Origin of the sequence: Nannocystis bainbridge (genome assembly GCF_028368995.1) — a bacterium.
Taxonomy (GTDB): Bacteria; Myxococcota_A; Polyangia; order Nannocystales; family Nannocystaceae; genus Nannocystis; species Nannocystis bainbridge.
Genome location: NZ_JAQNDL010000003.1, coordinates 1,426,179 through 1,439,895 on the forward strand (window position 1 = coordinate 1,426,179; position 13,717 = coordinate 1,439,895).

General features: G+C 71.6%; 11 protein-coding genes. 9 read left to right on the top strand and 2 right to left on the bottom strand.

Annotated elements, in window-relative coordinates; translation table 11 throughout:
- From POL25_RS30910 to POL25_RS30935, 6 genes are all read left to right on the top strand, one after another.
- The gene (locus POL25_RS30910) at positions 1-396 is read left to right on the top strand and encodes a DoxX family protein (protein WP_272089861.1); all 396 of its coding nucleotides are present in this window, start codon (positions 1-3) and stop codon (positions 394-396) included.
- A 446-nt stretch (positions 397-842) separates the two neighbouring features.
- Entirely contained in the window at positions 843-1,811 is a 969-nt protein-coding gene (locus POL25_RS30915) for an SPM autocatalytic domain-containing protein (protein WP_272089862.1), read from the top strand.
- A gap of 549 nt (positions 1,812-2,360) precedes the next feature.
- Positions 2,361-3,086, top strand: a complete 726-nt coding sequence (locus POL25_RS30920) for a hypothetical protein (RefSeq protein WP_272089863.1) — start codon at positions 2,361-2,363, stop codon at positions 3,084-3,086.
- 198 nt (positions 3,087-3,284) lie between these two features.
- The gene (locus POL25_RS44605) at positions 3,285-4,793 is read left to right on the top strand and encodes a Rieske 2Fe-2S domain-containing protein (RefSeq protein ID WP_272089864.1); all 1,509 of its coding nucleotides are present in this window, start codon (positions 3,285-3,287) and stop codon (positions 4,791-4,793) included.
- A 2-nt stretch (positions 4,794-4,795) separates the two neighbouring features.
- Entirely contained in the window at positions 4,796-5,590 is a 795-nt protein-coding gene (locus POL25_RS30930; RefSeq protein WP_272089865.1) for a sterol desaturase family protein, read from the top strand.
- 61 nt (positions 5,591-5,651) lie between these two features.
- A complete protein-coding gene (locus POL25_RS30935; RefSeq protein ID WP_272089866.1) occupies positions 5,652-6,797 on the top strand; it encodes a DUF7802 domain-containing protein in 1,146 nt (381 codons plus the stop codon).
- Between the two features lie 105 nt (positions 6,798-6,902).
- On the opposite strand, the gene POL25_RS30940 is transcribed toward POL25_RS30935, so the two are convergent.
- Positions 6,903-8,015 carry a pyridoxal phosphate-dependent aminotransferase gene (locus tag POL25_RS30940; RefSeq protein WP_272089867.1) on the bottom strand — a complete coding sequence of 371 codons (1,113 nt, stop codon included), beginning with the start codon at positions 8,013-8,015 and terminating at the stop codon, positions 6,903-6,905.
- A 30-nt stretch (positions 8,016-8,045) separates the two neighbouring features.
- A complete protein-coding gene (hisD, locus tag POL25_RS30945; RefSeq protein ID WP_272089868.1) occupies positions 8,046-9,350 on the bottom strand; it encodes a histidinol dehydrogenase in 1,305 nt (434 codons plus the stop codon).
- A 129-nt stretch (positions 9,351-9,479) separates the two neighbouring features.
- Between hisD and POL25_RS30950 the strand changes: the two genes are divergently transcribed.
- The 3 genes from POL25_RS30950 to POL25_RS30960 all read left to right on the top strand — a co-directional run bounded on the left by POL25_RS30950 (position 9,480) and on the right by POL25_RS30960 (position 13,613).
- On the top strand, positions 9,480-10,553 hold the full coding sequence (locus tag POL25_RS30950) for a hypothetical protein (RefSeq protein WP_272089869.1): 1,074 nt from the start codon (positions 9,480-9,482) through the stop codon (positions 10,551-10,553).
- A 182-nt stretch (positions 10,554-10,735) separates the two neighbouring features.
- The gene (gene metK, locus POL25_RS30955; protein WP_272089870.1) at positions 10,736-11,890 is read left to right on the top strand and encodes a methionine adenosyltransferase; all 1,155 of its coding nucleotides are present in this window, start codon (positions 10,736-10,738) and stop codon (positions 11,888-11,890) included.
- A 922-nt stretch (positions 11,891-12,812) separates the two neighbouring features.
- Entirely contained in the window at positions 12,813-13,613 is an 801-nt protein-coding gene (locus tag POL25_RS30960) for a hypothetical protein (RefSeq protein ID WP_272089871.1), read from the top strand.
- The last annotated feature ends 104 nt before the right edge of the window (positions 13,614-13,717 follow it).

Consider the following 13,717-nt stretch of genomic DNA (forward strand, 5'->3'; position numbering starts at 1 on the left):
ATGACAGAGCCCCAAGCCTCCAGCCCCTGGCCGCGACGCGTCGGCATCGCCCTCTCCGTCCTCCCGGTCGCCATGCTGCTCTTCAGCGCGTCGGCCAAGCTCGGCTCCAACCCCGAGGCCGTCGCCGGCTTCAAGGCGATGGGCTACCCCGACGGCGCGCTGCTGAAGCTCGGCATCATCGAGCTGGTCGCCACCATCCTCTACGCCATCCCGGCCACCGCCGTCCTCGGCGCGATCCTCGTGACCGGCTACCTCGGCGGCGCCGTCGACGTGCACGTCCGCGGCGGCGACGAGCTCGGCAAGATCTTGTTCCCCGTGATCCTCGGCGTCATCGCCTGGGCCGGCCTCTACCTCCGCGACCCTCGCCTCCGCGCCCTCCTGCCGATCAAGCGGTGATCCACCGCCGCGGCGAGCTCCTCCCCCGAGCTCGCCCGCATCGCTCGAATTGCGGACCCGCGGCTTCGAAGAGTTTCCTCGCCCCGCGCATCGTGCTCGCAGCATCGCGAGCCCGCTCGTCACGAACCCGCCGCCTCCGCGAGCCCCTCGCCCGGCGCATCGTGCTCGCGGCATTGCGAGCGAGCTCGCTCGCTGCCTCCGTGCCGAGCTCGGCGGAATCACTGCATCCTCGACTCGAGCCGCAGCTTCCTTCTCGAGCAACTTCGCCCTCGTGCGAGCTCGACCTCGGCTGCCCCCACCTGTCCGCCCGGGCTCCTGCGTCATGCCGGCCGCGCTCGCGAACTGCACGCACGACAGCCCTGTCAGGCTCCATGCGCCTGCGATCCGGCCCTGGGACAATTTCTCAATGATCCCGCCATGGCACGAGCCTCGCTTAGGGGCCGGGCATGACCCGCACCGTCCTCACCGTCGCCTCGCTCCTGCTCGCCCCCGCCCTGCTCGCCTGTGACAGCAAGCCCGAGCCGGGCGACGACACCGGCAACATCGCTGCCAGCGAGGGCACCGACAGCGACGGCACCGACAGCGACGGCACCGAGGGCACCGCGAGCCCCGGGGACCCGACCGAGGGCACCGGCACCGGCACCGAGGGCGAGGGCACCACCACTGGTAACGTCGAGGAGGCCGTCTGCACCCCGGAGATCGTCGGCGACGCCCGGACCTGCGAGGGCGGCACCCAGTTCTGCAGCACCGACTTCGCCGTGCCCGACGCCAAGTACTTCTGGGGCCCCTGCCTCGCCGCCCCCGTCTGCCAGCCCGGTGAGGAGCAGGGCTGCAACACCTGCGAGCTGCGGGCCGACGGCGTGCCCGAGTGGGTCGACACCTGCGACGAGGGCGGCACCACCACCCCGCTCGTCCTCAACTTCGGCGCCGACCCGGTCCGTTACGCCAGCTCGGCCGCCGACTTCGACCTCGGCCCGGCCTGCGGCGCCACCGACTGGCCGACCGCCACCACCCCGTGGCTCGCCTTCGACCGCGACAGCTCCGGCGCCATCGAGGCCGGCCGCGAGCTGTTCGGCAGCGCCACCGTCCTGCGCGCCGGCGGCCTGGCCGACAACGGCTTCACCGCCCTCGCCGAGCTCGACCAGGATCGCGACGGCAAGATCTCCGCCAGCGACCCCGCCTTCGCCCGCCTCCTCCTGTGGGCCGACCACGACGCCGACCGCCGCTCGACCGCGTGGGAGCTGACCCCCATCACCTCCGCCGGCATCGTCGCCATCGGCCTCACCTACCGCAACGACTCGCGCTGCGACGGCCGCTCCAACTGCGAGATCGAACGCGCCGCCTTCACCTACCGCGACGCCCTCGGCCGCGAGAGCGTCGGCGAGATCGTCGACGTCCACCTGTCCTGCCAGTGAGCCTCACCGAGGCCCTCTGACGACCGCGCCGGCCCCCGCCTGCGCGGTCGTCGACGTCTGGCCCCACGACGCGGGCGGCGAATCTCGCCATCCACGGTCGCGCTGCGATCGTCGCGTCCCGGCGATCGCCGCCCGGCGGACTCGCTAGAATCACGGCGCGGCGTCGATCGACACCCCGCGAACTCGCTGCGAATCAATCCGCGCGGCGTCGAGTTCTCGCCCACGAGCTCGTGGTCTTCGAGGCCCCTCGCCAGCTGCTGTCACATGCACCTTCGGACATGCCCGAAGGGTCATGTCTCGTCATGACCTCACCCCGCCCCGGACCGCGGCGCCTCGATCGCCGGCCCGGTCGAGCCCGCCGGGCCGCCCCCGCCTGGCCCCTCGCTGCCCGCGCGACCGCGCGCCCCGCGGCGAACCTGTCCGAAGGGCCATCCTTTCCCATCCTCGCCCGAGGCCGGTTTGGGGCCCCTGTGCCACCGGGGCGGCCCGCGCGGGCTCCGCCGTCGTTGCACGGGCCCCGCGGCGGGCGTAGGCTTGCGACACTCCACCATGTTTCTCGGCATTCGACGCGCGATCTCCCTCCTCCTGCTGAGCCTCTACTTCTGGAATTTCCTGCTCGTCGCCCTGGTGGGCCCGGAGGACCTGTACGCCTGCTACGCCGCCCTGGCCGCGGTCTACGGGGTCGCCTTCGTCGGCGTCGCCGCCGAGTGGTTCTGGGCCCGGTGGTTTGCCATCGGCCTCGGCCAGTTCGGGGCCTTCTCGCTGCTGGCGCTGCCGCAGACGGGGCCCGAGCCGTCGCTGCTGGTGTTCGGCATCTCGCACGTCCTGGTCGCGCTGTTCCTCGGCGGTGAGGGCATGGCCGCCCGCTACGAGCGGAGCGAGGCCTGCGTCGAGCGTTACAACTTCCAGGAGGAGTCGCTGATCCTGCTCCGCCGCTCGATCAAGTCGGCGGGCATGTCGCTGCCCTTCCTCATCCTCTTCACCCTCGCCCCGCGGCAGGACGCCCTGCACCTGACGGCGCTCGGCCTCGGCGTCGCCGCCCTGGTCGGCCTGATCCGTCGCCGCACCTGGGCCCTGTTCGCCGCCGCCGGCGCGGGCGCGATCGCCCTGGGCGACGGCCTCGGCCTGTTCGGCGCCCCGACCCACGGCTACTTCCTCACCACCCCGAGCGGCAGCCTGATCCTCCACGGCCCCGGCTTCGCCCTGCTCGCCTCGCTCATGCTGCTGGTGCCCCTCGCGTTCGCCCGCCCGATCGCCCGCTGGCTGCGCGCTTGAGGCGGCCGGCTCGCGCCGGTCTCTTCAGACATGAATGTTGGGCCAGGTCTCTTGGGACCTGGCCCTTTGTACATGGGGCGGCAGCGCCCCGCAGATAACTACCCGGACGTCACGTGTCTGGGGGCGCGGGCCCACGCGCCCGACCGGAGGTTTCTGCCTCATTGATTCGCGAGACACGCGCCGCTACCGTGTGCGGCCGTGGGCGCTCGCTTTCCTTTCCCTTCGTTTCCGCGTGGTTGGTTCGTCATCGGCTTCCCCGAGGACATCGCTCCCGGGCAGGTCAAGACCCTCCGTTACTTCGCGGAGGACATCGTCGTGTTCCGCACCGAGTCGGGCGTGCTGTCGGCGGTCGACAAGACCTGCCCGCACCTCGGCGCCCACCTCGGCGGCGGCCACGTCAAGGGTGAGTGCCTGCGCTGCCCGTTCCACGACTGGGGCTTCCGCACCGACGGCGTCGTCGTCGACGTCCCGTACGCGCCGAAGATCCCGGCCAAGGCCGCGGTCAAGACCTGGCACATCCGCGAGCAGAACGGCGTGATCCTGGCCTGGTACTGCCCCAAGGGCGAAGCCCCGGCCTACGAGGTCCCGGTGCTCGACGAGGAGGGCTGGACCGGCAACAAGACCGTGCGATGGGTCGTGCGCTCGCACCCGCAGGAGGTCGCCGAGAACACCGTCGACTGCTCGCACCTCGGCCCGGTCCACCACGTCGGCCGCACCGACGTGCTCTCGGTCGAGCAGGAGGGCCACTTCATGCGCGTCGTCCTCCAGATGGAGGCCTCGGGCGCGCCGATCGACATGCCCGACGAGTTCAACGACGTCCAGCTCGACGTCAAGCTGTACGGCATCGGCCACATCGTCTCGTCGACCACCGTGCTTACCTCGGACATGCAAACGCGCCAGCGGATCTACCCGACCCCGATCGACGAGGACACGATCGCGATCTTCGGCGTCAGCAACATCCGGCAGATGGCGGACGAGGGCTACACCCGCGAGATCGAGGACATCTTTTACCGGGCGTTCTTGGCCGACTTCCCCAAGGACTTCCCGATCTGGGAGAACAAGGCCTACCTCGACAAGCCGATGCTCGCCGGCGGAGACGGCCCGATCGGTCGCTACCGCCGCTGGTGCCGCCAGTTCTACGACTACCCCGAGGCCGCCCCCGCGCAGCCCGCCGCCGCCGCTGCCGCGCAACCGCTGGCCGCGCCCGTCACCGCGATCGCCAAGCTCAAGGGCTGGCTGCGCAACCTGGCCCAGGCCCCGGCCGCCAACGGCAACGGCGACAACAACAGCGGCAGCAACAACGACGCCGGCCTCGACGCCCACCTGATCGACCTCGGCCCCCGCAAGCCGCGAGCCGTCGCCGCCACCAGCAAGTTCGCCTCGGTCGGCGACTACTTCGACAGCCTCGAGAAGCGCTTCAACCCGGCCGCCGCCGGCGACCTGACGGCCGTCATCCAGTGGGTGCTCACCGGCGACAAGGCCTGCACCTACTTCGCCGAGATCAAGGACGGCAACGTCCAGCGCGTCGCCGGCACCCACCCGGCGCCGACGATCACCATCGAGATGTCGGCCGACGACTACCTGCTCATGATCAACGGCGAGCTCAACGGCGCTCGCGCCTTCTCGACCGGCCGCGGGCGCCTGCGCGGCCCCGTGCGCCTGGCGATGAAGATGCAGCGCCTGTTCCCGCTCGAGGCCGCGGTCTGAACATGGACGAGCTCCTGCGCTGGCTGGCCCTCGCGTTCTGGTCGATCGTCGGCGGCCTCGTCATCGTCTGGGGCGTCGCCGGCTACTACCACGTCCGCTACTACGTCCTCCGCCGCCACGAGCCCGAGACCTGGAAGTGCCAGCCCCGGCGCTGGCTACGGCCCGAGCAGCAGCGCCAGGCGATGCGGCTGACGACCATGAACATGACGATCGGCGGGCTGCTGTCGGGCACCTTCATCTGGTGCCTCGACCGCGGCCTGCCGACCGGCCTCTACTTCGACTTCGCCGAGCGCGGCTGGGCGTGGTTCCTCTTCAGCAGCGCCGCCTTCTTCCTGCTGGTCGACCTGCTGGCCTACTACGCCCACCGGGCGATGCACCACAAGCGGGTGTTCCGCCACGTCCACGCGTGGCACCACCGCTACGTCGCCACCACCCCGTTCGTCGTCACGGCGATGCACCCGGCCGAGTTCTTGACCTTCCAGGCGGTCACCTTCTTGCCGATGCTGTTCCTGCCGATCTACTTCCTCACGGCGATCGCGGTGTTCGTCTACATCCTGGTGTTCAACATCATCGACCACTCGGGCGTGAAGCTGAGCTCGCGCTGGCCGTGGCAGGGCCCGACCAGCTTCCACGACGACCACCACGCCCACTTCCACTGCAACTTCGGCCAGTGCCTGCTGCTGTGGGACCGCCTCCACGGCACCCTCCGCCGCAAGAACCGCCGCTACGGCGCCGACGTCTACGGCGGCCGTGGATCGGGCGGAACCACCGAAGACGAATTCGTCACGTACAAATGACCCCGACGCGGCCCGCTCGCCGCCTCGCCTCGACGACCTCCCGCGCCCCGATCGACCTCGCATGCACGCTCCCTGGGACCTCGCCCCGCACCTGCCCTGGCACGTCTTCACCAACCCCGCCGACAAGTGGGCGACGATGCCGTCGTTCCTGCTCGGCGAGTACCTGTTCTACGCCTGCGCCGCCCTGGCGTTCACCCACGCGTGGAAGCAGGGCGCCGAGCGGCGCAAGCACCTGCTCGCGTGGTTCGGCGCGCTGCTGGCCGGCACCGCCAACGACATGATCTTCATGGCCCTGCCGCTGGTCGACAACTTCTGGCAGGCGCAGTCGACGATCATGATCACGCCGCGGCTGCCGCTGTACATCCCCTGCGTCTACGTCTGCTTCATGTACTTCCCGACGGTGTCGGTGTGGCGCCTCGGCCTGCCGCCGCTGGCCCGCGCCGCCCTCACCGGCCTCGCCGGCAGCCTGTTCTACGCCCCCTATGACATCACCGGCGCCAAGTTCCTGTGGTGGACCTGGCACGACAGCGACGCCCCGATCGCCAGCCGACTGCTCGGCGCGCCGATCGGCAGCACCATGTGGGTCATCACCTTCGTCGCCGCCTTCTCGTGGCTGCTCGGCAAAGCCACCGACCGCGACCCCGCCGTGGCCGGCAAGACGGTCGCCAAGGGCCTCGCGCTGGTGTGCGGCCTCAGCACGCTGCTGATGATGCTGCAGCTCAACGTCCTCCAGCAGCTCGACGGCGGCGTCCCGGGGCCGATCGGCCTCGTCACCGTGATCGCCCTGTACGGCCTGCTGATCTGGCGCGGAGCCAGGCGCGCCGACCCGGCCGAGCCGCGCCGCGCCGACCGGATCCTCCACGCCGCGGTGGTCCTCTACTTCACAAGCCTGGCCGTGATCATGGCGACCTTCACGCCCGAGGACCACGTCAGCGCGAGCATGCACCAGACCTACGGCCAGTGCCACGTCGAGGCCACCGACATCACCGGCCACACCCGCTGGCTTTACGTGTGCGCCGAGGACTTCGACGAGGACTACTCGTTCGACGGGGTCAAGCTGCCGAGCGACGGCGCCGAGTGGTACACCGTCACCGGCCGCCCGCACACCAGCTACCCGAAGTGGCTGGCCGGCGTGTCCGGCCTCGGCCTCGCCGGCATCGCCCTCTACTCGTTCCTGCTCGGCCCGCTGCGCCGCCGCCGTCGCTGACGGCTCGCTCTTGGGACATGTCACCCGCGACATGTCCCTCGCACCATGCACGAAGGGACATGCCCACGAGGGCATGTCCCTTTCACCATGTCCGCTCTGGGAGCGTCAGGTCGCCGCGCCGTAGCCGGGGATCACCTCGGCGAGCGCCTTGGCCAGCACGTCGAGCTCGGCGTTCGTGCCGACGCCGACGCGCAGGCAGCCGCCCAGGCGCGGCAGGCCCGAGGCGTCCTTGACCAGGACCCCGCGCTGGGCCAGCTCCAGAGCGACGCGAGTGGCCTCGCCGGGCGGGTCGAGGCGGACGACCGCGAAGTTGGCGGAGGCGGGGAAGAGCTTGGCCTTGGGGATCTTGCCGAGGATCCCGACCAGCTTCTGCCGCGCCGCCAGGCTGCGGGTCAGCATCGCCTTCTGCACGCCCTCGAACTTGGTCAGCACCAGCTCGGCGATCGCCTGGCTGGTGGCCGACACGTTGTACGGGTTGCGGACCACGTTGAGCGGCCGCCGCAGCGCCGGCGGGGCCACGCAGTAGCCGACCCGCAGCGCCGCCAGCCCGATCTTCGACAGCGTCGACATGTAGACCACGTTGTCGGGCAGGCCCGCGCGCCACAGCGACGCCCCCGGCGCGTACGAGATGTACGCCTCGTCGAGCACGAACACCGTCCCCGGGTGCTGCGCGATCAGCCGCTCGATCACCGCCGCGTCCCACAGGCTGCTGGTCGGGTTGTTCGGCCGGGCCAGGAAACACAGCGCCGCGCCAGTGGCGACGTCGAGCGCCTCGTGCAGCAGCGGCTCGTCGAGCTCGAGCTCCTCGGTGAGAGGCACCTCGAGCACGCCGATCCCGCGGCAGCGCGCCGCGTGGCCGTACATGTGGAAGGTCGGCGTCGGCACGACGAGGAAGCTCGGCTCGCTCGGCCGTCCGCCCAGCGCGGTCAGCAGGAAGCCGATGATCTCGTCGCTGCCGCAGCCGATCACCACCGCCTCCGGGTCGACCCCGTGGCGCTGGGCCAGCAGCGCCCGCAGCTTGCGCCCCGACGTGTCGGGATAGCGGGCCAGCTCGATCTGCGCCACCCGCTTGCCGATCTCCTGCATCACCTCCATCGGCCACGGCTCGGCCAGCTCGTTGGACGCAAGGCGTGCCTTGGCCGGCACTGGCTCGATGTCATATACGTCGAGACCCGCGAGCGCAGGCCGCAGGTGGCGGGTCCATTCAGATGTCGTCATGAACATGTCCTCCGGGTCATGTCTTAAGTGCTATGTCGTTTCGCGCAGGCGTAACTCGGCCGCGCGAGCGTGCCCCTCGAGCCCCTCGGCGCGGGCCAAGCGAGCGATCGCCGGCGCCTGGGCGGCCAGCGCGGCGCGGCCGAGCCGCAGCACGCTGGTGTGCTTGACGAAGTCCCACACCCCGAGCGGTGAGGCGAAGCGGGCCGCGCCGGCCGTCGGCAGCACGTGGCTGGGCCCGGCCGTGTAGTCGCCGGCGGCCTCGGGCGTGAACGCGCCGACGAAGATCGCCCCCGCGCTGACGATCTGCCGCGCCACCTCGTCGGCCTCGGCCACCAGCAGCTCGACGTGCTCGGGCGCGTAGGCGTTGACGGCCGCGACCATCGCCGCGAGGTCGTCGACCACCACCGCCGCGCCGTGCTCGCGCAGCGCCTGCGAGGCGATCTCGGCCCGCGGCAGGTCGCCCAGCTGTCGCGCCAGCGCCGCGGTCACGCGGGGCACCAGCGCCTCGTCGTCGGTCACGAGGATCGCGCACGCGAGCACGTCGTGCTCGGCCTGGGCGATCAGGTCGGCGGCGATCAGCTCGGGGTCGGCGGCCGCGTCGGCCATCACCACGATCTCGCTCGGCCCGGCGATCCCGTCGATCGCACACAGCCCGAACACCTGGCGCTTGGCCGCGGTCACGTAGGCGTTGCCGGGCCCGACGATCTTGTCGACGCGCGGCACCGTCGCGGTCCCCAGCGCCAGCGCGGCGATCGCCTGCGCCCCGCCGATCTGGAACACGCGGTCGACCTCGGCGATCTCGGCCGCCAGCAGCACCACGTCGGGCGCGCGCGGCGTCACCAGGATCACCTCGGGCACGCCGGCGACCTTGGCCGGGATCCCGGCCATCAGCACCGACGACGGATAGGCCGCGGTGCCGCCGGGCGCATACACGGCGACGCGGCGCAGCGGCGCGACCCGGCTGTACAAAGAGACATCTTCGATCTCGAGCCCGGTGTCGCCGTGGGCCTGGGTCTCGTGGAACACCCGGATCCCGCGGGCCGCGGTGACGAGGGCGGCGCGCAGGTCGGGCGACACGCGCGCCGCCGCCTCGGCCCGCGCCTCGCGGGAGATCTCGAACTGCTCGGGCGTCAGCGTGCGCTGCTCGAACCGGCTCGTCAGCTCGCACACCGCCGCGTCGCCGCGCGCCCGCACGTCGGCGATGATTGCGCGCGCAGCCGCATCGGCCTCGCCTTCGAGCCCCGCCGCGCGGGAGCAGAGGCTCCTCCAGGTCGCCTGGTCCTCGGCTCTACCCCCGCCGCGGAGGTCGAGCGTGCGAAAGCCGAGGTCTCGCATCGCTCGCAAGGTACAGCGCTCACGCCCCTGACGGAAGTGAAACTCGCCCGGTTCTTGGTTATCCTGCCTTCTGCGCAGATGTCGCCCGCCGCGTACTGTCCAGCTCGCGTCCTCGCGCCTGCACGCGCGGTGGGGCTCGCGCTCACGCTCGCGCACGCGGCCTGCACCGCCCCCGGCCCCGGCGCGACCGAGGGCGCCGGCACGGGCGACAGCAGCAGCACCGGGGTGTGGGCCGAGGCGCCCGCCCCCGCCGACGCTTGCGACGAGGCCCTGCTGGTGTCGCAGGGGCGTTATCGCGGCAACCTGCGCGAAATGAAGGTCGACGAGCCGATCGGCGGCGTGTGCGGCGGCGCCGGCCCGGACGCGTTCTTCCGCGTCGAGGTCCCGGTGCGGGCCGACCTCCGCGTCGCCGCCCACGGCGTCGGCTTCGCCCCGCGCCTCTCGCTCGCCCCCGACGACTGCCTCGGAGGACGCGAGATCACCTGCGCCGCCGACGGCCCGCTCGAGCTGCCCGACCTCGCCGCCGGCACCGTCCTGCGCCTCGCCATCGGCGTCGACGCGGCTGTCTTTTCGGACCTGAAACAAAAGCCAGCCCCCGACGACGCCGTCGACCCGCTGAGCTACGACCTCGACATCGGCCTCGTCCGCGTGCTCGCGGCCGGCGACGTGTGCGAGCCGGCCTCGCGCGGGCGCTGCGTCGCCGGCACCCTGTGCATGACGAGCGCCCCGGCCCAGCCGCCCGAGTGCACCACCCTGCCCGGCGACACCTGCAGCACCGCCCTGCGCACGCCGGTCGTGCTGAGCCCCGCCGGCGAGGGCGCTCTGGTGATCGACCCCGCCCTGCCGCAGACCGACGCGCACGCCAGCAGCTGCGGCGGCGCCGGTCTGCGCGAGCGGGTCCTGCAGTTGGATCTGCCGGTGGTGCCCCCGGCGCGGGCGCTCGAGATCACGGTCAGCCGTCCGGACATCGGCCTCGCCGTGCGCTCGCCCGGCTGCCTCGCCGCCGACGAAGTCGCCTGCGCGGCCGGCACCGGCGCCCCGGCCCGGATCGTGCTGGATCGCCTCGCGGCCCGCCGCGCCGCCGGCGTGGCGCCTTACTTGTTCATCGAGCTCCCGCTCCACAGCGAACGCGATCCTGCCTTCACGCTCGACCTGCGCCTCGTGCCCGAGCCGACCGCCTGGGGCACGGCTGGAGCACCGTGACGCCCTCGCGTGCGCGTGTGAGGGTTTGACGCCACCTGCGTGATCGGCGGGCTCATCCCGCGTGAGATCGTCGCGAATGGGCCGCAAAGCGCTTGCCCTGCGCAAAAGGCGCGCATATGCTCGCGCCGCGCCCGCGGGTGCCAATCCTTACGTCAACCGCTGTTCCGCCACCGAGAGTCAAAATGGCAAGCCGACTGTTCACCAGTGAGTCCGTAACCGAAGGTCACCCCGACAAGATGTGCGACAAGATCAGCGACTCGATCTTGGACGCGATCCTCGCCCAGGACCCCCGCGCACGCGTCGCTTGTGAGTCGCTGGTGAAGACGGGCTACGTGAACGTCGCCGGCGAGATCACCACCAGCACCTACGTCGACATCCCGCGGATCGTCCGCGCCACTGTCCGCACCATCGGCTACACGAGCTCCGACATGGGCTTCGACGCCGACAGCTGCGGCGTGCTCGTCGCCATCGAGGGTCAGAGCCCGGACATCGCCATGGGCGTCGACGAGGACAGCCAGAAGGAGCAGGGCGCCGGCGACCAGGGCATGATGTTCGGTTACGCGTGCACCGAGACCGACGAGCTGATGCCGATGCCGATCAGCCTCGCGCACAAGCTGACCCGTCAGCTCACCGAGGCCCGCCGCGCCGACAAGAACAGCTTCCTCCGCCCCGACGGCAAGAGCCAGGTCACCGTCGAGTACGACGGCGGCCGCCCGACCCGCGTCGACACCGTCGTCATCAGCACGCAGCACAGCGCCGAGGTCTCCCAGGCCAACCTGCGCGAGTTCGTGATGGAGAGCGTGATCAAGAAGGTCGTCCCCGCCGACCTGCTCGACGCCAAGACCAAGTTCCACATCAACCCGACCGGCCGCTTCGTCGTCGGCGGGCCGATGGGCGACAGCGGCCTCACCGGCCGCAAGATCATCGTCGACACCTACGGCGGCATGGGTCGCCACGGCGGCGGCGCCTTCTCGGGCAAGGACCCGTCGAAGGTCGACCGCAGCGCCGCCTACTACGCCCGCTACATCGCCAAGAACCTGGTCGCCTCGCGCCTGTGCAGCCGCGCCGAGATCCAGCTGGCCTACGCGATCGGCGTCGCCCGCCCCGTCAGCATCGCCGTCGACACCTTCGGCACCGGCAAGCTGCCCGACGAGAAGCTGGCCCAGATCGTCGAGGCCCACTTCGACGCCCGCCCGGCCAAGCTGATCCAGGAGCTCGACCTGCTGCGCCCGATCTACGCCCAGACCGCCGCCTACGGCCACTTCGGCCGCAGCGAGCCGGACTTCACCTGGGAGCGCACCGATCGCGCCGAGGCGCTCGCCGCCGCCGCGCGCTGAGCCCCCTCCGGTCCCGACGCCCGCGCGCGACCCCGGCCCCCGCCGCGGTCGCGCGCTGTTTTTTTTGGCGATGACGATGGCGTTCGGGACATGTCCTCACGGGCATGTCCCGATCGACATGTCCCATGTGGCATGTCCCGTTCGACATGTCCAAGGGGCAGCCCTCGCGGCCGCCCACTCGCTCCACCCGCGCGCATCCGCGTCCGGTTGCCCCGACATGTCCGAAGCACGGTGAGCCGCCTCCGCCACCGCGCACTCGCTCCACCCGAGCCCATCCGCGGGTCGGCTGACCCCGACACGTCCGAAGCACGCCTGGGCCGCCTTCTCGCCCGCGCACTCGCTTTCGCCCACGCCCATCCGCGGCCGGCTGGCTCCGACATCTTCGAGAGCACGCCGAAGCCGCCTTCTCGCCCGCGCACTCGCTACATCCGCGGCCGGCTGGCCCCGACAAGATCAAAGCACGCGGGGCCGCCTTCGCGGTCGCGCACTCGCTATCCGCGGCCGGCGGCCCCGTCATGCTCCAGACACGCCGAGTCTCCCTCGCCGCCCCGAGATCGCGCGCACCGCAAGCAGCCGCTCGCTCCTAGCACGCCGCAGCCATCGGCACGGCGACATCGCCGAGCGCCCCCTCGTCCGACTCACGCAGCGCGGCCTGTCTCGCTGCGACTCGCGAACGCGACGAGCGAGCACCCGAGCGCGCGTGCAGATGCAGCAAACCGAAGCACGCCTCCGCCAAGTTCGCCGCGAGCCGGCCACTTCAATGGTTGAAAGCCGTGCAGTCGACCCGGCTCGCGTGGCCCCAGCAATTTCTCGAGCGCGGTCGCCGCTGGTTCGATCCCGCCCTCACCCTGCAAGCACCCACGGAGCCCACGAATTGTCCGCCGACTGGCTCAGAATTACGCGCCTTGGTAGCCTGTCTGTGATGGTCGCCTCGCCGTCGCGCCGGCTCTCTGTTGCTGCTCTGGTCCTCGCCCTCGCCGGCGGGGCCACCTGGGCCCACGCCGCTCCCGCCCCGAAGAAGGCGGCCGCCGCCCCGGCCGCGGCGCCTGCGTCTGCCGATCCGGCACCGACCCAGACGGCCGCGCAGACGCCGACCCCGACCGCCGCCACCAACACCGGCGGCCTGCTCGGCGAGGACCCTGCCGCCAGCGCGCGCACCTCGGACCTCTACGGCGACCGCCTCGACGGCATCGAGGCCGAGGTCAACAGCCTCAAGGACAAGATCTTCCGCAGCAAGGCGCGCCTGGCTGTCCTTCGCGACACCGTCATGGCGGGCGTCGCCGCTGGCGGCCGCGTCGTGCTCGCCCACCGCAACCTCATGGGCGTCGGCTTCCGCCTGGTGCGGATCGTCTACACCCTCGACGGCGCGCAGATCTTCGCCCGCAGCGACGAATCGGGCGGCCTCGACGCCGAGGACGAGATCCTCGTGTTCGACGGCACCTTGCCGCCCGGCCCGCACGAGGCCCGCGTCGAGCTCACCTACCAGGGCCAGGGCTACGGCGTCTTCACCTACCTGCGCGGCTACACCTTCAAGTCGCCGCAGACCCACAGCTTCAACGTCACCGAGGGCGGCAGCTTCAAGCTGGTCAGCAAGGGCTACGAGCGCGGCAACCTCACCACCGAGATGAAGGACCGCCCGGCCGTCGAGTTCCAGATCCTGGGCCAGGACGGCGTCGCCAGCTCCGCCGCCAAGTCCGAGCCCGCCGCCGCGCCCGCCAAGTGATCCCATGCCGCGCGCCCTCGCCCGCCTGGCCCTGGCCTGTGCCCTGCTCGCCCCCGCGGCGGCCGAGGCTGCGCCTTGGGACATGCCCGCGAGCACAGGTCTCT